The organism is Catelliglobosispora koreensis DSM 44566, assembly GCF_000379685.1.
GTDB classification, from domain to species: Bacteria; Actinomycetota; Actinomycetes; order Mycobacteriales; family Micromonosporaceae; genus Catelliglobosispora; species Catelliglobosispora koreensis.
The window spans coordinates 344,327-363,696 of record NZ_KB903293.1 but is presented as its reverse complement, the minus strand read 5'-3'; the positions used below and the strand labels follow the sequence as shown (position 1 = coordinate 363,696).

General features: G+C 64.0%; 17 protein-coding genes. 15 read left to right on the top strand and 2 right to left on the bottom strand.

Annotated elements, in window-relative coordinates:
* Positions 1–28: 28 nt before the first annotated feature.
* From nuoF to A3E1_RS0137960, 11 genes are all read left to right on the top strand, one after another.
* Complete coding sequence (gene nuoF, locus A3E1_RS0138010; RefSeq protein ID WP_020526078.1) at positions 29–1,330, top strand: NADH-quinone oxidoreductase subunit NuoF; 1,302 nt, start codon at positions 29–31, stop codon at positions 1,328–1,330.
* On the top strand, positions 1,330–3,741 hold the full coding sequence (locus A3E1_RS0138005) for an NADH-quinone oxidoreductase subunit G (RefSeq protein ID WP_020526077.1): 2,412 nt from the start codon (positions 1,330–1,332) through the stop codon (positions 3,739–3,741). The genes nuoF and A3E1_RS0138005 overlap by 1 nt, the downstream gene beginning before the upstream one ends.
* Positions 3,738–5,036, top strand: a complete 1,299-nt coding sequence (gene nuoH, locus A3E1_RS0138000) for an NADH-quinone oxidoreductase subunit NuoH (protein WP_020526076.1) — start codon at positions 3,738–3,740, stop codon at positions 5,034–5,036. Before A3E1_RS0138005 ends, nuoH begins: the two co-directional genes overlap by 4 nt.
* A 1-nt stretch (position 5,037) precedes the next feature.
* Complete coding sequence (gene nuoI / locus A3E1_RS0137995) at positions 5,038–5,568, top strand: NADH-quinone oxidoreductase subunit NuoI (RefSeq protein ID WP_020526075.1); 531 nt, start codon at positions 5,038–5,040, stop codon at positions 5,566–5,568.
* Positions 5,565–6,317 carry an NADH-quinone oxidoreductase subunit J gene (locus A3E1_RS0137990; protein WP_020526074.1) on the top strand — a complete coding sequence of 251 codons (753 nt, stop codon included), beginning with the start codon at positions 5,565–5,567 and terminating at the stop codon, positions 6,315–6,317. Before nuoI ends, A3E1_RS0137990 begins: the two co-directional genes overlap by 4 nt.
* 2 nt (positions 6,318–6,319) lie before the next feature.
* On the top strand, positions 6,320–6,619 hold the full coding sequence (gene nuoK / locus A3E1_RS0137985) for an NADH-quinone oxidoreductase subunit NuoK (RefSeq protein WP_020526073.1): 300 nt from the start codon (positions 6,320–6,322) through the stop codon (positions 6,617–6,619).
* Between the two features lie 7 nt (positions 6,620–6,626).
* A complete protein-coding gene (gene nuoL / locus A3E1_RS0137980) occupies positions 6,627–8,504 on the top strand; it encodes an NADH-quinone oxidoreductase subunit L (protein ID WP_020526072.1) in 1,878 nt (625 codons plus the stop codon).
* The gene (locus A3E1_RS0137975) at positions 8,501–10,009 is read left to right on the top strand and encodes an NADH-quinone oxidoreductase subunit M (RefSeq protein WP_020526071.1); all 1,509 of its coding nucleotides are present in this window, start codon (positions 8,501–8,503) and stop codon (positions 10,007–10,009) included. The genes nuoL and A3E1_RS0137975 overlap by 4 nt, the downstream gene beginning before the upstream one ends.
* 1 nt (position 10,010) lies before the next feature.
* On the top strand, positions 10,011–11,549 hold the full coding sequence (nuoN, locus tag A3E1_RS0137970) for an NADH-quinone oxidoreductase subunit NuoN (protein WP_020526070.1): 1,539 nt from the start codon (positions 10,011–10,013) through the stop codon (positions 11,547–11,549).
* Positions 11,550–11,580: 31 nt separating this feature from the next.
* Complete coding sequence (locus A3E1_RS0137965) at positions 11,581–12,570, top strand: polyprenyl synthetase family protein (RefSeq protein ID WP_245571561.1); 990 nt, start codon at positions 11,581–11,583, stop codon at positions 12,568–12,570.
* 66 nt (positions 12,571–12,636) lie between these two features.
* Positions 12,637–13,440, top strand: a complete 804-nt coding sequence (locus tag A3E1_RS0137960; RefSeq protein WP_020526068.1) for an IclR family transcriptional regulator — start codon at positions 12,637–12,639, stop codon at positions 13,438–13,440.
* Here A3E1_RS0137960 and A3E1_RS0137955 read toward each other — a convergent pair.
* Both A3E1_RS0137955 and A3E1_RS0137950 read right to left on the bottom strand, forming a co-directional pair.
* Positions 13,437–15,521 (bottom strand): PhoX family protein, encoded by a 2,085-nt coding sequence (locus A3E1_RS0137955; protein ID WP_020526067.1) that lies wholly within the window; start codon positions 15,519–15,521, stop codon positions 13,437–13,439. The genes A3E1_RS0137960 and A3E1_RS0137955 overlap by 4 nt on opposite strands.
* 78 nt (positions 15,522–15,599) lie before the next feature.
* Complete coding sequence (locus A3E1_RS0137950) at positions 15,600–16,574, bottom strand: helix-turn-helix transcriptional regulator (RefSeq protein ID WP_020526066.1); 975 nt, start codon at positions 16,572–16,574, stop codon at positions 15,600–15,602.
* 383 nt (positions 16,575–16,957) lie between these two features.
* Between A3E1_RS0137950 and A3E1_RS47625 the strand changes: the two genes are divergently transcribed.
* From A3E1_RS47625 to A3E1_RS0137935, 4 genes are all read left to right on the top strand, one after another.
* Positions 16,958–17,221 carry a hypothetical protein gene (locus A3E1_RS47625; RefSeq protein ID WP_157631985.1) on the top strand — a complete coding sequence of 88 codons (264 nt, stop codon included), beginning with the start codon at positions 16,958–16,960 and terminating at the stop codon, positions 17,219–17,221.
* 18 nt (positions 17,222–17,239) lie between these two features.
* On the top strand, positions 17,240–17,893 hold the full coding sequence (locus tag A3E1_RS0137945; RefSeq protein ID WP_020526065.1) for a hypothetical protein: 654 nt from the start codon (positions 17,240–17,242) through the stop codon (positions 17,891–17,893).
* Positions 17,894–17,944: 51 nt separating this feature from the next.
* Entirely contained in the window at positions 17,945–18,745 is an 801-nt protein-coding gene (locus A3E1_RS0137940; protein WP_040393191.1) for an AfsR/SARP family transcriptional regulator, read from the top strand.
* Between the two features lie 90 nt (positions 18,746–18,835).
* A complete protein-coding gene (locus tag A3E1_RS0137935; protein ID WP_020526063.1) occupies positions 18,836–19,321 on the top strand; it encodes a hypothetical protein in 486 nt (161 codons plus the stop codon).
* Positions 19,322–19,370 lie beyond the last annotated feature (49 nt).

Here is a 19,370-nt window from a genome sequence, read left to right as displayed (position 1 = left end):
CAGCATGGCCGACGTAGGAGGGCATAGCATGAGCGTCTACGAAAAGCTGACGCCGGTGCTCACGAAGCGCTGGCTGTCCCCCGATGCGTGGCGCATCGACGTTTACGAGCGTCTCGATGGCTATGCCGCGGCCAAGAAAGCCCTGCAGGCCCACCCCGATGACCTCATCGCCCTGATCAAGGACTCGGGTCTGCGCGGCCGCGGTGGCGCTGGCTTCCCGACCGGGCTCAAGTGGGGCTTCATCCCGCAAAACGATGGCAAGCCGCACTACCTGGTGGTCAACGCCGACGAAGGCGAGCCGGGAACGTGCAAGGACCTCCCGCTGATGACGCACGATCCGCACTCGCTGATCGAGGGCTGCATCATCGCGTCGTATGCCATTCGCGCCAACCGCGCTTACATCTACATCCGGGGCGAGGCGGTTCACGCCGCGCGCCGGTTGCGCAACGCTGTTCAGGAGGCCTACAAGGCTGGCTACCTAGGCAAGAACATTCTGGGTACCGGGTTCGACCTCGACCTGGTCGTCCACAGTGGAGCGGGCGCCTACATCTGCGGTGAGGAAACCGCGCTGCTGGACTCCCTCGAAGGATTCCGGGGACAGCCTCGCCTGCGTCCCCCGTTCCCAGCGACGCACGGTCTCTACGCGAGCCCCACGGTCGTCAACAACGTTGGCACCATCGCGAGCGTGCCCTACATCGTGCTCGGTGGCGCGGCGTGGTGGAAGTCGATGGGCACCGAGAAGTCAAGCGGGCCAATGATTTACAGCCTCTCCGGGCGGATCAAGAACCCGGGCCAATACGAGTGTGGTCTCGGCATTACGTTGCGGGAACTCATCGAACTCGCGGGCGGAATGCAGGACGGGCACGAGCTCAAGTTCTGGACGCCTGGTGGCTCGTCTACGCCTTTGCTTGCCGCGCAACACATTGACACCCCGATGGACTTCGAAGGTGTCGCCGCGGCGGGTTCGATTCTCGGCACCACGGCGACCCAGATCTTCTCCGATCAGGACTGTGTGGTCTACGCGACCTACCGGTGGCTGGAGTTCTACCACCACGAGTCCTGCGGCAAGTGCACTCCGTGCCGTGAGGGCAACTACTGGATGGTCCGGGTTTACCGGCGCATCCTTTCCGGCGAGGGCACCCACGAGGACCTCGACACCCTGCTCGACACCGCCGACAACATCATGGGCCGCTCCTTCTGCGGCCTCGGTGACGGCGCGACGAGCCCGGTGACGTCCTCGCTGCAGTGGTTCAAGCAGGACTACCTGGACTACATCGAAGGGCGCACCGCGCCGAAGTTGAGCGCCAAGGCTTTGGCAGGAGCGCACTGATGACTCAGGAAGTAGTAAAGAGCACCGATGAGGTGACGCTGACCATCGACGGGATCGAAGTCACCGCGCCGAAGGGTGAGCTCGTCATCCGCACCGCGGAGCGGATGGGCATCGAGATCCCGCGGTTCTGTGATCACCCGTTGCTGGCGCCCGCCGGTGCCTGCCGGCAGTGTCTGGTCGAAGTGGAGGGTCAGCGCAAGCCGGTGGCCTCCTGCACCCAGACCGTCGCCGACGGCATGGTGGTCAACACGCACCGCACCTCACCTGTGGCCAAGAAGGCGCAGGAGGGGATCATGGAACTCCTGCTGATCAACCACCCGCTCGACTGCCCCATGTGCGACAAGGGCGGTGAGTGCCCGCTGCAGAACCAGGCCATGAAGTCTGGCCGCACGGACAGCCGCTTCCACGAGCACAAGCGCGAGTACGAGAAGCCGATCAACATCTCCTCGCAGGTGCTGCTGGACCGTGAGCGTTGCGTGCTCTGCCAGCGCTGCACCCGGTTCTCCGATGAGATCGCGGGCGACAAGTTCATCGATCTGATGGATCGCTCCTCCGCCGAGTCCATCAACATCTACCGCGACGAGGTTTACGGCGGCGAGCCGGGCGACGAAGGCGACGTCCCGTTCAACTCCTACTTCTCCGGCAACACCGTGCAGATCTGCCCAGTGGGCGCCCTGACCGGTGCGCAGTACCGCTTCCGCGCCCGCCCATTCGACCTGGTGTCCTCGGAAAGCTCGTGTGAGCACTGCGCGGCCGGTTGCGCGCAGCGCACCGACCACCGCCGTGGCAAGGTCATGCGCCGCCTGGCCGGTGAGGACCCACAGGTCAACGAAGAGTGGAACTGTGACAAGGGCCGCTGGGGTTTCCAGTACGCCAACGCTTTTGACCGCCTGACCTCTCCGCTGATCCGCGATTCGGCAACAGGCGAGCTCGTTCCGGCGAGCTGGACCGAAGCGCTCGCGAAAGCGGCCGAAGGTCTGCGGGCGGCCCGTGATGGCGCCTATGGCGTCGGGGTGTTGACGGGTGGCCGGCTGACGGTCGAAGACGCTTACGCCTACGCCAAGTTCGCCCGGGTCGTGTTGCAGACCAACGACATCGACTTCCGGTCGCGTCCACTGTCCGGTGAGGAAGCTGACTTCCTTGCCGCCTATGAGCCCGGCGTCACCTACGCCGACTTGGAGAAGGCAAAACACGTTGTCCTCGTGGGCTTTGAGCCCGAGGAGGAGTCACCGATCGTCTTCCTGCGCCTGCGTAAGGCTGTTCGCGCGCGCAAGCTCAAGGTGACCGCGGTTGGCGCGTTCCTGTCGCGCGGCCTGGCCAAGCTCAACGCCACGCTCCTTGAGGCGGTGCCGGGCCGGGAACCCTTCGCCCTGACCGACTTTGAGGGTGCCGACGGCGACACGATCATCATCGCCGGCGAGCGGCTCGCGACTGTCCCAGGTGGACTGTCCGGTGCTGCCGCGCTGGCTTCGCGCAGCGGCGCACGGCTGGTGTGGATGCCACGCCGCGCGGGCGACCGGGGCGCGGTTGACGCGGGCTGTCTGCCAAACCTGCTTCCCGGCGGACGGGCCGTCACCGACGCGGCCGCGCGGGTGGAGCTGAGCGAGGCCTGGGGCCTCAACACCGGGCACCTGCCCAGCGGAGCTGGCCGCGACGCCAACGCTCAGCTGAAGGCCGCGGCGGAGGGACGCATGGGCGCACTGGTCGTCGCGGGCGTCGACCCGGGCGACTTCAGCGACCCGCAGCTGGCCGAGCAGGCTCTCGACAAGGTCGGGTTCCTGGTCAGCCTCGAACTGCGAATGTCGGCGGTGTCGCGTCGCGCCGACGTGGTCTTCCCTGTGGCAGCAATGGCCGAAAAGGCTGGCTCCTATGTGAACTGGGAAGGCCGCCTGCGCACCTTCGAGCAAGCACTAGCCACGCCCAACACCGGCGCTCACCTGAGCGACGGCCGGGTGCTCGACGCCATCGCGGCGCAGCTGAACGTGAAGCTTGGCACCGCTGACGTGCACTCGGTGCAGCGGGAACTCGGCAGCCTCCCGGCGACGAAGTCGGCCCGGCCGCACGCGCCAGTCGCTGCCGCGCAAACGCTTCCGGCGCTCGCCGACGGGCAGGCGCTGCTGGCGACCTGGCCGATGCTGCTCGACCTCGGGGCGATGACCGACGGCGACGACATCCTCATGGGCACCGCGCGTCCAGCGGTGGTGCTGCTGTCGAAGGCCCGGGCTAACACGCTTGGCCTCAACGACGGTGACGCGGTGAGCGTCAGCACCGAACGCGGAACGATCACGCTGCCCGCGCAGATCACAGACATGCCAGATGACGTGGTCTGGCTCCCGACGAACTCACCCGGCTCCACGGTGCGCCGCACGCTTGGCCCCGCCGCGGTGGTCACGGTTGGAGGCGCGAAATGATGCCGACCCTTGCGGACTTTGGCAAGGACGTCTGGTGGATCGTCCTGATCAAGGTGCTCGCGGTCTTCGTGTTCCTGGTCGTCATGACCCTGTTCACGATTTGGTACGAGCGGCGCGTCGTCGCGCGGATGCAGGTGCGTCCCGGACCGAACCGTAACGGTCCCTTCGGTTTGCTGCAGTCGCTCGCCGACGGTCTCAAGCTGGCGTTCAAGGAAGACATCATGCCGCTCAAGGCGGACAAGGTGGTCTTCTTCATCGCACCGGTGATCTCGACGATCTGTGCGTTCACCGCTTTCGCGATCATGCCGTTCGGGCCGATCGTCTCGCTGTTTGGCCAGAAGACGCCGTTGCAGCTGACGGACATCCCGGTCGCGGTGCTCCTCGTGCTCGCGTGCTCGGGCCTTGGTATCTATGGCATCGTGCTCAGTGGCTGGGCGTCGGGCTCGACGTACCCACTGCTGGGTGGTCTGCGCTCCAGCGCGCAGATGATTTCTTACGAAGTCGCGATGGGACTGTCCATTGTGGCGGTCTTCATGATGTCCGGCACGATGAGCACGTCTGAAATCGTTAAGGCGCAAGCGGAATCGTCACAGACCACGGTGCCGGACGTGCTGGGTGGCTGGAGCTTCACCACCCCCAACTGGTACGTCGTCTTGCTGCTGCCAAGCTTCATCATCTACGCCATCTCGGCGGTCGGTGAGACCAACCGTGCCCCGTTCGACCTTCCCGAGGCCGAGTCGGAGCTCGTCGGTGGTTTCCACACCGAATACTCCTCGCTGAAGTTCGCGCTGTTCTTCCTCGCCGAATACATCAACATGGTGACCGTCTCCGGTCTGGCCGTGACGTTGTTCTTTGGCGGCTGGCGCTTCCCGGGCTTTGGCCCCGAACACGCGATCAACCAAGGCTGGCTTCCGGTGCTGTGGTTCACCATCAAGCTGCTGATCGCGCTGTTCATCTTCGTGTGGCTGCGCGGAACGTTGCCACGGCTGCGTTACGACCAGTTCATGCGGTTCGGCTGGAAGGTGCTCATCCCGGCCAACCTGGTGTGGATCGTGGTGCTGGCAGGCATCAAGACCTCGCAGAACACCGATAACCTGCTGTGGGCGATCATCCCGGTGGCCCTGCTCCTGCTCGGCGCACTTTTCTGGCCCAGCAAGAAGAAGGCCGTCGAAGTGCCCATGGAGAAGCAGGTCGCCAAGCGCCCGGCCGGCAGTTACCCGGTACCCCCAATTGATCTTGAAGTTCCTGTTTCCCCGCGTGCCCGGCGGATCACGGCAGAGAGGGAGGTGGTCTGAAATGCTTGATGCGGTTAAGGGTTTTGGTGTCACGTTCTCGCACATGTTCAAGAAGACCGTCACCACTAAATACCCAGAAAAGCCGGACGCGACGGCGCCGCGTTACCACGGCCGCCACATCCTCAACCGTCACCCTGACGGCCTGGAGAAGTGCATCGGCTGCGAACTGTGCGCGTGGGCCTGCCCGGCGGACGCGATCTATGTCGAGGGCGGTGACAACACCGAGGATCAGCGTTACTCCCCGGGTGAGCGTTACGCCAGCGTCTATCAGATCAACTACGCGCGCTGCATCTTCTGCGGGCTGTGCATCGAGGCGTGCCCGACGCGATCGCTGACGATGAGCAACGAATACGAGTTGGCGCGCGACAACCGCAAGGATCTGATCTTCACGAAGGAGCAGCTGCTCGCGCCGCTGCTGCCCGGCATGGAGCAGCCGCCGCACGCGATGCGCCTCGGAGACTCCGAAAAGGACTACTACCTGGGCGCGCTGACGAACCCAGGCGTGTCAGCGGGAGCGGAGAAGCGTTCATGAGCGCAGTGCAAACGGGTGAGATCATCACCTTCTTCATCCTGGCGCCGCTGGCGGTGATCGGCGCGCTGGGCATGGTCCTGGCCCGAAACGCGGTGCACTCGGCGCTGTGGCTGATCCTGACCATGCTGAGCCTCGGGGTGTTCTACATCGTCCAAGCCGGACCGTTCATCGGCATGGTGCAGATCATCGTCTACACCGGCGCCATCATGATGCTGTTCCTCTTCGTGCTCATGCTGGTCGGCAGGGATGCCTCCGACTCGGTCATCGAAACATTGCGGGGACAGAAAGTCGTGGGCACGCTGCTCGGCGTCGGTCTGGCCGGCCTGATGGCAACCGGGATCTACCAAGCCACCCGCGACTACACGGTGGTCGGGCTGGAGGCGGCTAACAAGGACGGCAACGTCCAGGGCCTCGCCAAGCTGATCTTCACCAACTACGTTTTCGCCTTCGAAGTCACCAGCGCCCTGCTCATCACGGCAGCGGTCGGTGCCATGATCCTGGCGCACCAGGAGAAGAGCGGTGTGAAGGCCGTGGGTCAGGTCGCCAAGATGCGCGAGCGGTTCCTGCCGGGCAACTACCCCGGGCCGAAGCCGGGACCGGGCGTCTTCGCCACGTCCAACTCGGTGGCGACTCCGGCCAAGCTTCCCGACGGAAACCCGTCGCAGCGCAGCATTTCGCCGATCCTGCCCACGCGGGAACTCACGGCGGCGGAGAAGGCTGACAAGCCCACGCTCACTGGAGGAGCCTAATCATGACTCCGATGTGGTACATCGTGCTGGCCGCGGTGCTGTTCAGCATTGGCGCTGTCGGCGTACTGGTCCGGCGCAACGCCATCGTGCTGTTCATGTGTGTCGAGCTCATGCTCAACGCCGCGAACCTCGCGCTGGTGACCTTCAGCCGGATCAACGGCACGCTGGACGGGCAGATCATGGCGTTCTTCGCCATGGTGGTCGCCGCGGCCGAGGTCGTGATCGGGCTCGCCATCATCATGTTGATCTTCCGGACTCGGCGCTCCGCCAGCGTCGATGACGCGAACCTGCTGAAGTACTGAGGACGACATGCTTTCTAATCTTTGGCTGCTGATCGCGATTCCAGCGGCTTCGGCAGCCGTGCTGCTCCTGGCCGGGCGCAAGGCCGATCGCTGGGGTCACTGGCTCGGCGTCCTCGCGCCTGCCGCCAGCTTTGTGCTTGGATTGATCGCCTTCTTTGGGCTGCGTGATTTGCCGGGCCGGGCCGCCGAGCAGACACTGTGGACCTTCTTCAAGTCCGGCGATATGACTATCGACTTTGGACTGTTGTTTGACCCGCTCACCGCGGTCTTCGTGCTGCTGATCACGGGCGTCGGCTCGCTGATCCACCTGTACGCCGTCGGCTACATGGCACACGATGAGGGCCGCCGCCGGTTCTTCGGCTACTTCAACCTCTTCGTCGCGGCGATGCTGTTGCTGGTGCTAGGCAACAACTACGTGATGCTCTACCTCGGCTGGGAAGGCGTCGGTCTGGCGTCGTACTTGCTGATTTCCTTCTGGTACAACCGTCCTTCGGCCGCGACCGCGGGCAAGAAGGCGTTCCTCATGAACCGCGTCGGTGACGCAGGTTTCGCGATCGCCATCTTCCTCATGCTGGCTCAGCTCGGCACGGTGAACTACAACCAGGTGTTCTCGCAAGTTGGTGCCCTGACCACCGGCACGGTTCTCGTGCTCGGTCTGCTGCTGCTCCTCGGTGCGTGCGGAAAGTCGGGCCAGTTCCCGCTTCAGGCATGGTTGCCCGACGCGATGGAAGGCCCCACACCGGTTTCGGCGCTCATCCACGCCGCGACGATGGTGACCGCCGGTGTTTACCTCATCGCCCGGTCCAACCCGATCTTCTCGGCCAACAGCACGCTGCAGCTGATCGTCGTCAGCGTCGGTGCGCTCACGCTGCTGATGGGCTGCATCATCGGCGCGGCCAAGGACGACATCAAGCGCGTGCTCGCCTGGTCGACGGTTTCACAGATCGGCTACATGTTCCTCGGCGTTGGCCTGGGCGGTGGCGCCTACGCACTGGCGATCATCCACCTGCTGGCGCACGGCTTCTTCAAGGCCAACATGTTCCTCGGGGCCGGCTCGGTCATGCACGGGATGCAGGATCAAGTCGACATTAGACGGTTCGGTGGGCTCGCCAAGTACATGAAGATCACCTGGCTGACCTTCATGATGGGCTGGCTGGCCATCATCGGTTTGCCGCCGCTGAGCGGCTTCTTCACCAAGGAACCCATCATCGCGGCCGCTTTCGAGCAGCACGACGCGTGGAAGTCCTGGGTGTTCGGTGGAGCCGCGCTCCTGGGCGCGGGCTTGACGGCCTTCTACATGACCCGGTTGTTTGTCTTGACGTTCCACGGCCCGAAGCGGTGGACCGACGGACAGCACCCGCACGAGTCCCCGGCTGTCATGTGGATTCCCTTGGTGCTGTTGGCAATTGGCTCGGTTGTGGCCGGTGGCCTGATGGCCTCCCCGGTCGCGAAGTGGCTGGAGCCGCCCTTGCCGGCCGCTCCGGCAGAAGAGGTCCACGGCGTTCTTGGCCACACCGCGATCACGGTGCTTTCGCTGGTGCTGACCGTGCTAGGTGCCGGGCTCGCCTGGGCGTTGTTCCGGCGCGGCACCGCTTTGGAGCCGCAGCCCGCTGGCCCGGTGGTGCGGGCGGCGCGGGCCAACCTCTACACCGACGCGTTCAACGAAGCGGTGTTCGAGAAGCCGGGCAGCTGGCTGACCCGGGCTCTGGTCTACGTCGACAACAAGGGCATCGACGGTGTCGTGAATGGACTCGCGGCGCTCGTCGGCGGTGGGTCGGGCCGGCTGCGGCGGCTGCAAACCGGCTTCGTGCGCTCCTACGCCCTATCCATGCTCGCGGGCGGCGTGCTCGTGCTCGGCGCTCTCCTCGCAGTGAGGCTCGGATGAAATACTTGTCGCTCTTGACCGTGGTGCCCCTGATCGGGGCACTGCTGGTGGCATTCGTGCCGCGCACGAAACCACAGCTGGCAAAGCAGCTGGCGCTGGTCATCTCGCTGATCGTGTTTGGACTGGCTGTCGCGGCTTGGATCGCCTACCGCAGTGACAGCGGCCGGATGCGGCTGGAGGAGTCCTACACCTGGATTCCCGCCTGGGACGCCAAGTTCAGCTTCGCCGCTGACGGCATCGGGCTGGTGATGCTGGCGCTGACCGCTTTGCTGGTGCCGATCGTGATCCTGGCGAGCTGGCACGACCTCGACAACAGTGGCAAGCGCAGCGTTCCGGCCTACTTCGCGCTCATCCTCGCGCTGGAAGGCACGATGATTGGCGCGTTCGCCTCGGCTGACGTGCTGCTGTTCTACCTCTTCTTCGAAGTCATGCTGGTCCCGATGTATTTCCTCATCGGCTCGTTCAGCAAGGACGTCCCGACCAAGCAGCGCCACTACGCCGCGGTGAAGTTCTTCCTCTACTCGCTCGTCGGCGGTCTGTTCATGCTGGCGGCCGTCGTTGGCCTGTGGGTCGTGGGTGGACACACGTTTGACTGGCAGCAGCTGGTGAACGCCGACATCGATTCCGGTGTCGGGCGCTGGCTGTTCCTCGGCTTCTTCCTGGCCTTCGCCATCAAGGCGCCGTTCTTCCCGTTCCACACCTGGCTTCCTGACGCGGGTGGTGCGGCACCGGCCGGCATCGCCGCGCTCCTCGTCGGTGTCATGGACAAGGTCGGCACGTTTGGCATCCTGCGCTACTGCTTGCCGCTGTTCCCTGAAGCGTCGAAATACTTCGCGCCACTGGCGATCGCGCTCGCGTTGGTCGGCATCATCTACGCCGCGCTGCTAGCCGTTGGCCAGAACGACTTGAAGCGGCTCGTCAGCTACACGTCGATCGCCCACTTCGGCTTCATCGGCATCGGGATCTTCGTGTTCAGCATTCAGGCCGGCAGCGGTGCCGTCCTTTACATGATCAACCACGGTCTGGCGACCGGGCTGCTGTTCCTCGTGGTCGGCATGTTCGTAGCCCGGCGCGGCAGCACGCACGTCAACGACTTCGGCGGGGCGGGCAAACTCCTGCCATTGCTAGCGGGCATCTTCTTCTTCGCTGGCATGGCATCGCTCGCGCTTCCTGGTCTGGCCCCGTTCGTCAGCGAGTTCCTGGTTCTCGCCGGAACGTTCAAGGTGAACAAGACGGTCGCTGTCATCGCGACCATCGGCATCATCCTCGCCGCGGCCTACGTGCTGTGGATGGTGCAGCGGACAACGCAGGGCACGCTCAATCCGGCACTGTCCACAGTGGACGCCATGAAGCGCGACCTCACGAAGCGGGAAATGATCGTGGTAGCCCCGCTGATCGCCTTCCTGCTGGTGCTCGGGTTCTATCCGCAGCCAGTGCTTGACGTGATTAACCCAGCGGTGGAAGCGACTATCGCCGACATCAACCCGGTACAGGCAGGTAAATGACATGGTGAAGCTTCCCCCGATGGATTACGCGGCCATCATGCCGCTGCTGATCCTTTTCGGCGCGGCATGTTTGGGTGTGCTCATCGAGGCGTTCGTGCCGCGGCGCGCTCGCAACATCACGCAGCTGCTGTTCAGCCTGGCCGCCGTGATCGCCGCGATGGTGTTCGTGGTCAAGCGGGCCGGCAACGTGACCGCGGCCAACGCGATCACGGCCGGCGGTGCCATCACGATCGACAAGGCGGCGCTGTTCCTGCAGGGCTCACTGTTGGTGCTCGCCTTCGTGTCGCTGCTCATCTTCGGTGAGCGGACCCTCGAACAGGGTGGCGCGTTCGTGGCCCAGGCCGCGGTAACCGTGGGGTCCGAAAAGGACAAAGAGCAGGCCGCGAAGAGCCTTGGTTCCACCGAGGTGTACCCGCTAGCGCTGTTCTCCTTGGCGGGCATGCTGCTTTTCGTCGCGGCCAACGATCTGCTGACGATGTTCGTGGCGCTGGAAGTGTTCTCGCTGCCGCTTTACCTGCTGTGCGCCCTCGCGCGCCGCAAGCGGCTGCTGTCACAGGAAGCCGCGCTCAAGTACTTCTTGCTCGGCGCCTACGCCTCGGCCTTCTTCCTGTTCGGCGTCGCCCTGGTCTACGGCTATGCCAAGGCGGTCGACTTCGCGTCGATTCACACGGCCGCCGCCGTCGGCGCGGGCAACATCACACTGCTCATCACGGGCTTGGGTCTGCTGGCCATCGGGCTCCTGTTCAAGGTCGCGGCCGCACCGTTCCATGTTTGGACCCCCGATGTGTACCAAGGGGCGCCGACCCCCGTCACCGCGTTCATGGCGGCGTGCACCAAGGCCGCCGCTTTCGGTGGCTTGATCCGCGTTCTCTACGTTGGTTTCGACGGACTCGGCTGGCAGTTCACTCCCGTGCTCGGCGCCATCGCGGCGCTGACCGTCATGGTGGGTGCCGTGCTCGCGGTTACCCAGACCGACCTCAAGCGGCTGCTCGCCTACTCCTCGGTGGCCAACGCGGGTTACCTGCTCATCGGGGTGCTCGCGGGCGGTCAGCTTGGCTTGCAGAGCGTGCTGTTCTATCTCGTCGCCTATGGCCTGACCGTGATCGCGGCGTTCGCCCTGATCACGCTGGTTCGCGACGCCGATGGTGAGGCCACGCACCTGTCGCGCTGGGCTGGCCTGGGCGCCCGGTCGCCGCTGTTCGCCGGGATCTTCACCTTCCTGCTGCTCGCCTTCGCCGGCATTCCGCTGACCAGTGGATTCATGGCGAAACTGAGCGTCTTCGGGGCTGCCGTGGACGGTGGCCAGACCTGGCTCGTGATTTTCGGTGTGATTAGCAGCATCATTCTTGCCTTCCCTTACCTGCGGGTTGTCGTGATGATGTGGCTCTCGGAGCCGGGAGAGAGCACGCCCAGCGTTTCGCTGCCGGGCGTTCTCACCAGCACCGCGCTCGGCGTCGGCACGATCGCCACGCTCGTGCTCGGGGTGGCACCGGGGCTGCTGCTAGATCTCGCCGACAAGGCCGCGGCGTTCATTCGGTAGGGTGAACAGCGTGAATGGCCGGACAGCGCGCATAGCCGGGGTCTCCTACACCGACCCTGTTCTCGAGGCTGCTGTTGCCAGCAGCCTCGAACAGGTCGAGGCACGACTGCGGGAAGCGGCAGAGACCGCCGATCCTTACGTCACGGAGGCGGCGCAGCATTTGCTCGCCGCCGGAGGCAAGCGCTTCCGGCCGATGCTCGTCGCCGTCACCTCCCACTTCGGCGATCCCAACCGGCGTGAGCTCATCGACGCCGCGACGGTCCTTGAGCTGACGCACCTGGCCACGCTCTATCACGACGACGTCATGGACGAGGCGAGCCTGCGCCGTGGTGCGGTGAGCGCCAACGCGCGCTGGGGCAACTCGCTCGCGATTCTTGTCGGCGACTATCTGTTCGCCCGGGCAGCCGAGATCTCAGCGGGCCTGGGCACCGACGCCGTGCGCATTCAGGCGCAAACGTTCGCCCGGCTCGTGCAGGGTCAGATCGCCGAAACGGTCGGCCCACGCGAGGCTGACCCGGTTCACCACCACTTGCGGGTGCTGGCCGACAAGACGGGATCGCTGATCGCGACGTGCGCCCGCTTCGGTGCGATGTTCTCGGGCTCGCCTTCTTCCGTGGTCGAAGCGGTAACGGCCTATGGCGAAACGCTGGGGCTCGCCTTCCAGCTATCTGACGATTTGCTTGATATCTCCAGCGATTCCACTGATTCCGGAAAGACTCCGGGAACAGACCTGCGAGAAGGCATTGCCACACTTCCGGTGCTTTACGCACTGTCCAGTCAGGACGGTGATCCGGCCGCGCTTCGGTTGCGGGAACTGCTTACCAGCGGGCCGCTCATCGACGACGATTTGCATGCCGAAGCCCTTGAGCTGCTGCGTGACAGTTCCGCGTTGAAACAAGCCCGCGAGACCGTGCGTGGTTACGCCGAGCTGGCACGTCGCCAGCTGCAGCCCTTACCTGATGTTGCGGCGCGAAGGGCACTTGAATCGCTCTGCGATGTAATTGCGGACCGAACCAGCTAAACGTAATAGCCCCTTCACGTTCGGCTCTCACTTGCCTATGGTGAGTGGCGAGTGGGGAGGTGTGCGGTGAGGGAATCCGCTGTACCGCCATCGGATCTCGTCGGCAGCGTCGCACGTGCGCTGCGGGTCCTCGAGGTGGTGGGTGAATCGCCCTATGGGCTGACCACAAAGCAGATCGCGCGCCGGTGTGACATCACCGTCGCCGCCGCCTACCGCATGCTCCGGACCTTGGCACACACCGGCTACGTGCTGCGCCGTGAAGACGGCGGTTACATGCTCGGCCTCGCCGTCGCCGATCGTTTCCGTGAGCTTGTCGTCGCTATGCGTGGTCCCGCTGAGGTGGGCGAGGTTCTGCGGCGCGCCGCGGCGGACACCGGATACAGCCACTACATCGCGACGTTCGTGAATGGACGCGTCGCCATCGCCGCTGCCGCCGAAGGCCCACACTCGCCTTACGTTGAAGACTTACTGCCCGGGTTCGACGACGGGGCACACGCCACCGCGCTGGGAAAGAGCCTGCTTGCCACGCTCGACCCGCGCCAGCGGGCGCAATATCTGCGGGAGCAAGGCATGCGGGCGTACACACAGGCGACTTTGCGTTCCCCACAGGCGCTAGAGGCGGATCTGGCCGCGGGCCTGCGGCGCGGCATGCAGGTCGAGATTGGACAGTTCCGGCCCGGCTTAGCCTGTGCCGGAGTGACCGTTATCGGCAGTGGCGAACTGCATCAGCGCTATGTCGTGGCTTGTGCGCTTCCCGCCGCTGATCTGATGAAAAAGGCACCGGTCCTCCGCGAGAACCTGATGAAAACGGCACAGGGGCTGGCCCGGGCGTTAACGCCCGCGCCAGCCCCTAATGTCACGGCGGCTTAAGAGCCGATCAACCCGCCGTCACGCTTCCAGGTCACGACAACGCCGGGTTTGGCCGGGCCGCCGTCGGGCCAGAAGCTGGCGGGGTTGTCGTAGGTAGCACCCGAGATCTCGCCCGGGTGCTGCACGGCGATGAAGACCGACTTACCGTCCTCGTAAATGAACGGGCCGCAGCACTCGGCACCCTTGGGCACACTGAGGAACTGCTTGACGTGACCCGCTTCCGGGCCGGTGAGCTCGGTGGCGAAGAGGCCATCGTTGATCTGCGCCGCGCTGGGGGCACCGTCAGTCGCGATCCAAAGGTTTCCGGCGAGGTCGAACGCCACATTGTCCGGGCACGAAATCTTAGAGACCTTGGTCTTGTCGTAGCCCATGAAGTAGGTGTCCGGAGAAGCCGGGTCGCCACAAACGATTGGGACCGTCCAGCTGAACGTGGTGCCCGCGTAGTTGTCGCCATCCTCAGTGATTTCGAAGATGTGCCCGTGCTTGTTTCCGTTGCGCGGGTTGGCTTCGTCGGCCGGTGCACGGCCAGCCGTGCCGCGCTGGGTGTTGTTCGTCAGCGCGACGTAGATCTTTCCGTTGACCGGGTTGGGTTCCACGTCCTCGGGGCGGTCCATTTTGGTCGGTGACAGCTTGTCGGCAGCCAGACGCGTGTGCACGAGCACCTGGTCGACCGTCATACCGTCCACCATGGACTTGCCGTCCTTGACGAGCGGCAGCCATACCCCGCGCCCGTTGAACGCACCGTCGGTAGGCAGCTTGCCGCTGCCATCGATCTCGCCGGCGCTGGTGAACTCGAGCTTGGCGACGTAAAGGTCACCCGACTCCAGCAGGGTCAAGTTGTGCTTGCGCGCCCACCACGAGTTGCCCGGGATCATTCGCTTGTGCGACACGAATTTGTACATGTAGTCGAACCGCTCGTCGTCGCCCATGTAAGCGACAACCTTGCCGTTGCGGGCGACCGTGACGTTGGCGCCCTCGTGCTTGAACCGGCCCAGCGCGGTGTGCTTGCGGGGCGTGGACGACGGATCAAACGGGTCGACCTCGACGATCCAGCCGAACCTGTTGGCCTCATTGGGGTTGGCGGTCAGATCGAACCGGGTGTCCACCCGGTCCCACTTGCGGCTGTCAGCCGGGTACCGCGTGGTCGTCGAGATGCCGTAGCGGTTGAGGGCCGGCTTGGTTTCGGCGGGGACGCCGTCGCCACCGATGAAATACTGGTTGAAGTTCTCCTCGCCGGAAAGGATGGTGCCCCACGGGGTCACGCCACCGGCACAGTTGTTCAGGGTGCCGATGACGACCTTGCCCGAGGGGTCGGCGGCCGTGCGCAGCAAAGCTGAACCAGCGGCCGGGCCGGTCATCGCGAACTTGGTGGAAAGTGCGGTAATCCGCCGGTTGTAAGGGCGGCGGCCCGACTTGACGACCCGCCACTCACCGTTGTGCCGGTGGCGCTCAAGCTCGACGACGGCCAGCCCGTGCGCGGCGATCGCGGCCCGCAACTGGTCTGGGGTAAGGGCATCCAGGCTCGTGAAGCCGGGGAACATCAGCTCTTCGTTGGTGTATTCGTGGTTCACCACGAGCAAGGCGCTGTTGTGGTCGAGTGGCAGCACGGCGACGAAGTCGGCGTTGTAGCCGAACTGCTTCGACTGCGCCTCGCCGGTTTGCGCGGCGGCGTTGAAAGCGGGAGCGCCCGGGACGACCGGGTCACCCCACTTGATCAGAACGCTGTGCTCGTAACCCTGCGGCACGACGATCGCGTCTGCCGTTGACGACGGAATCGCCGTGAAGCCAAGCCCACGCGGACGGCCGTGACCGTGACCGTTGCCGCCACCGTGCGCGGCGGCCGGGGTCGCCAGCAAGCCACCACCCACGACGCCGAGCGCGACCGCACCCGCGCCGGAGGCGATGACGCCTCGCCTCGACATTTCCGTCTTGACGAGATCACCAAAATATTCGTTGCTCGTGGTGTTCGGCGCGGGGTGGCTGCAAGCGTTGCCACAGCGGTAAATGCAGGTCATAGCCGACCTGCTGCCGCCGCTGTGCCCACCTAACAGAGGCAGGAGTTTGGGGTGGTTGTTGTCCATGGCCGGACCGTAGGCAGCTCAAATAAGCCCGGTCCGGCCATGGGGTGAACGCCGTGTGAACACACGGAATGCGGCAGGTCAAAGCCACCCGCGACGGGCGGCCTCCACCCCGGCCTGAAAGCGGCTGTTGGCCCCGAGCTGCTGTGTCAGCTCCGCCATGAGACGGCGGACCGTCCGCACTGACAGCCCGAGTTTCCTGCCGACCGTCTCGTCGGTATGCCCTGCCGCGAGTAAACGCATCAGTTCGCGCTCTATTGGTTCGAGCCCATCGGCGCCCGCTTTCGGTGCTTCGCCGAACGGCGTGGCGGATTCCCACACCTGCTCGAACAAGAGATGAAGTGCCGCAACCATTCCCGGGCTGTGGATCTCGAGTGCACCCTGGCTTGTGTCGGCCGGGTTGATGGGGACCAGTGCTACTTCCCGGTCGACAATGACCATGTGCATGGGAACAACCGGAACAATCCGGCTCTTGCTGCCCAACTCCGCCATCCAGCGAGCGAACGCCAGCGTGGCTGGGTCGTTGCGAAAGCTTTCCTGGTAGATGTTGCGACAGGACACCCCCCGCTCTAAGGCGAGCTGGTTCAAGGGTTTCGCGGCATTGATGCCCTCTGGACGTTTGGCGCCGCCACGGCTGAAGGACAGGCACTCAAACTTAGTCGAGTGCGCTAGCTCTTCTAGCCTGGTGCGGACCGATTCAACGTCGCTATGCCTGATGACATCGATGCGCTCCCGCGTTTCCTGGTGGGCCGCGGCTAGGTCCGCGATAGCTAATCGCGTGGCCTCAATCTGGCGCTGACGTTCGGCGACATCTGCCTCTGCCTGCGCTAACAGTCCAGCCAGTCCCGCTTGCGGGCTCACCAGCCGCAGCGTTCCGTCTGCTTGCCATGAGGGCCGGAGCAGAGCGAGATCGACCAGCATATCCAGGATCGAACGTAACTCGGACTCGCCAATAGCCATGTGCTCGCTGAGTTCGGCCACACCCCAGCGAGGATTCGCCAGCATGGCTCGGTAAACCACCTCAGCCTGTGCTGAAAGCCCTAAAGACTCCAGCATTCCTGCCTCCCCGTTAAACCCCGTTTCCTGCCGAGCACATTGTGCAGCAAGACATCGGGAATTGGGGATCACGAATTCGCAGATGGCATCAAGGTGCCAGGCAATTTGGTGCCAGCCCGAAACTACTGACAGCCGCTTCCCCGGCTTGCATGCTGTAGTCAGAACGAAAAACACAACCAATAAACCGGGGGTAAAGCCATGGGAACCAGGATTTCCTTAGCTCAATACATCATTGCATTTACATTTATCGCGGTCACAATTGCCGCTTTTGCGATGGCCCTTTCGACCGGCGACGCCCCGCTCAACGTGGGCGATGGCTACTACTGGGACCGGGTCATTCCATCGCCTACTCCAACGCCATAGCCGATGAGGGGGCGCAGCCAATGAAGCTGACCACCGTCACTCTGGTTGCGCCCGTTGATCGTCCACTTAGTGCCTCAACTGAGGTAGTGGCCGACATGCTTTGGGCGCATTCCAAGCCGGAAGAAGGATTTGAACATATTCGGGTAGCGCCGGGCGCTATCGGAATTGATATCTCAGCCTTTACCCGGTTAAGCGATTCAGAAAACTCAGGCGATCGATTGCGCGCTTTAGTCGAGCGCGCCATCAGAGCGAATCCCGCCCTTTCTGACTGGCAAATCCTTTAATCCGAAGTGGAGCCTTCAATGACACGACTACTCACCCGGCTCACGCCTCTGACGCTAGCGATGGGGCTAGCGGCAATCGCGATGACCGGCGTCGCGCCGTCTTCTCCGCAGCCGGTGGCCGTGGTCACGGTAGACATTCCCGTCACGACGTGGACGGTTATCAACAGCGCACAACCTGGCACTTCGTACTGGACCGGCGGTTACCGAGACTCCATTCGGGTGGGTAAGAACCCCAGCGATAACTCGGTTTGGCGGGGCATTCTGCAGGCGGAAATCTCGTCCCTTCAGGGCCGGGACATCGTGGACGCGAGGCTGATCATCACGCTCGATCACTCCGCTTCCTGTAACGCGACACCGGTTGCGCTGCATAGCTTCTCGACCGCGATAAGCACGGAAGACTCCGTGACATGGGGCAATTCGGCCGCGAAGTTTGGGCCGCTGCTTGACGTCAGATATGCCAACGCCAACGGAACCGGTGGCTGCGGCACGCTTCAGCCGGACTACGTCGTCTCCTTCACGGGCACCAGCCTCACCACCGCTCTAGGCCAGGCCGTGCAGCAAACCCATCCCCAGTTCACCGTTGGGCTACGGGCACCCAACGAGGCAAACAGCATGGAGTGGAAGAAGTTTCGCCACACCAACATAACTCTGTCCGTAACTTACCTCGCTTAACCATATAGAAGCTCTTGCCTTGCACTGCGCTCACGGAGGGAGGCAAATCAAATGGGTATAGAACTCAGGCTCCTTGGTCCTGTCCAGCTAACCGTTGCGGGAGAACCCCTAACCCCGACTTCCCGGATTCAGCGGATGCTCCTGGCGGTCCTTATGTTGCAAGCGAACCGCGTCGTCACGATCGGCAAGCTCGCCGATGTGCTCTGGGACAACCCGCCGGCATCGTTTCAGGCCAACCTGCGCACCCACGTCAGTGCGCTGCGCCGAATCCTGCAACACGATGGGGTAGAACGACTCGCACGGCACGTTGGCGGATATCGCCTTCGGGCCGAGGCGGGGGAACTCGATATCGATGAGTTCCGGCGGCTCGCGGCAAAAGGACGTGCTCTGCTCGCCTCGGGTGAACCCGAAGCGGCCGTGGATGCCCTTGGCCAAGCCGTCGCGTTAGGAAAATCCTCGACGGGCAGTTGCCTTAACGCTCAAGGGCGGCTGGCGGATCAGCTGGCGGCCGTGGATTCGGAACGCTTGCACGTGTTCGAAGAATGGATCGATGTCCGCTTGCAGCTCGGTGAAGCGAGCACGCTGGTCGGCACCGTCCACGCACACCTCGCGGATAATCCCACCCGCGAGCACGCCTGGGGCCAGCTGATGCGGGCCGCCTACTACGCCGGTGATGTCGCCGCGGCGCTGCGGGCCTTTAGCCAGGCGCGGGAACTCCTCATTGGACAGCTGGGAATCGAACCAGGTAACCAGCTCCGGGCACTACAGCGCGCCATCTTGGCCCGGGATGAGGTGGCCTTGCAGCCAGCCAGTTTTCGCCGGCCCGGGGTTCTCGTCTATCAGGCCGCGTGAAGCACGTCTATATTGACCAAACCTCCATAGCCGAGTCCGCAGCAGGCGAGCTGGGCTATGGAGGTTTCTCATACGAAGTGGAGATAACTCATGCGTCTCATGGCTATCGCTGGTCTGGGTGCTGCCGCCGCACTGCTCCTCGGTGGATGCGGCAGGACAGGCGATCCGTCAGCCACCTCGTCGTCACCTGCCGTGGTGGCCTCAAGCCGGGTTCCCTTGCCGCCGCTGGCTAAGAAGGAGACCTGCGCGGAGTTCGCCAAGGTGCGCACGAATGGCAAGCCAGACGAACCGTTCATGAAGGCCTTCACCAAGATTGTCGAGGCTGGCAAGGACAAGACGAAGGTCACCGCGGCAGTGACGGAAATGGTGGTGGCGCTGCAGGACATGCGCGCCGGAATCGAGTCGGTCGCGGCCAGCACGACCGACGCTCAGCTGAAAGCCGGGCTGACAGACGTGGTGTCTCTTATCAAGAAGGCAGAAACCGATCTTCCGGCAACGGGCGGGGATCAGGCGAAGGCGCTCGGCGTGCTCAACACCATCAACCTGCGCCAGATCGATGACCTATGCCAGCCCTAGGCGGGTGTGCGGCCCTTATGCCGCTTCCGCGCTGATCTTATGCGAACGG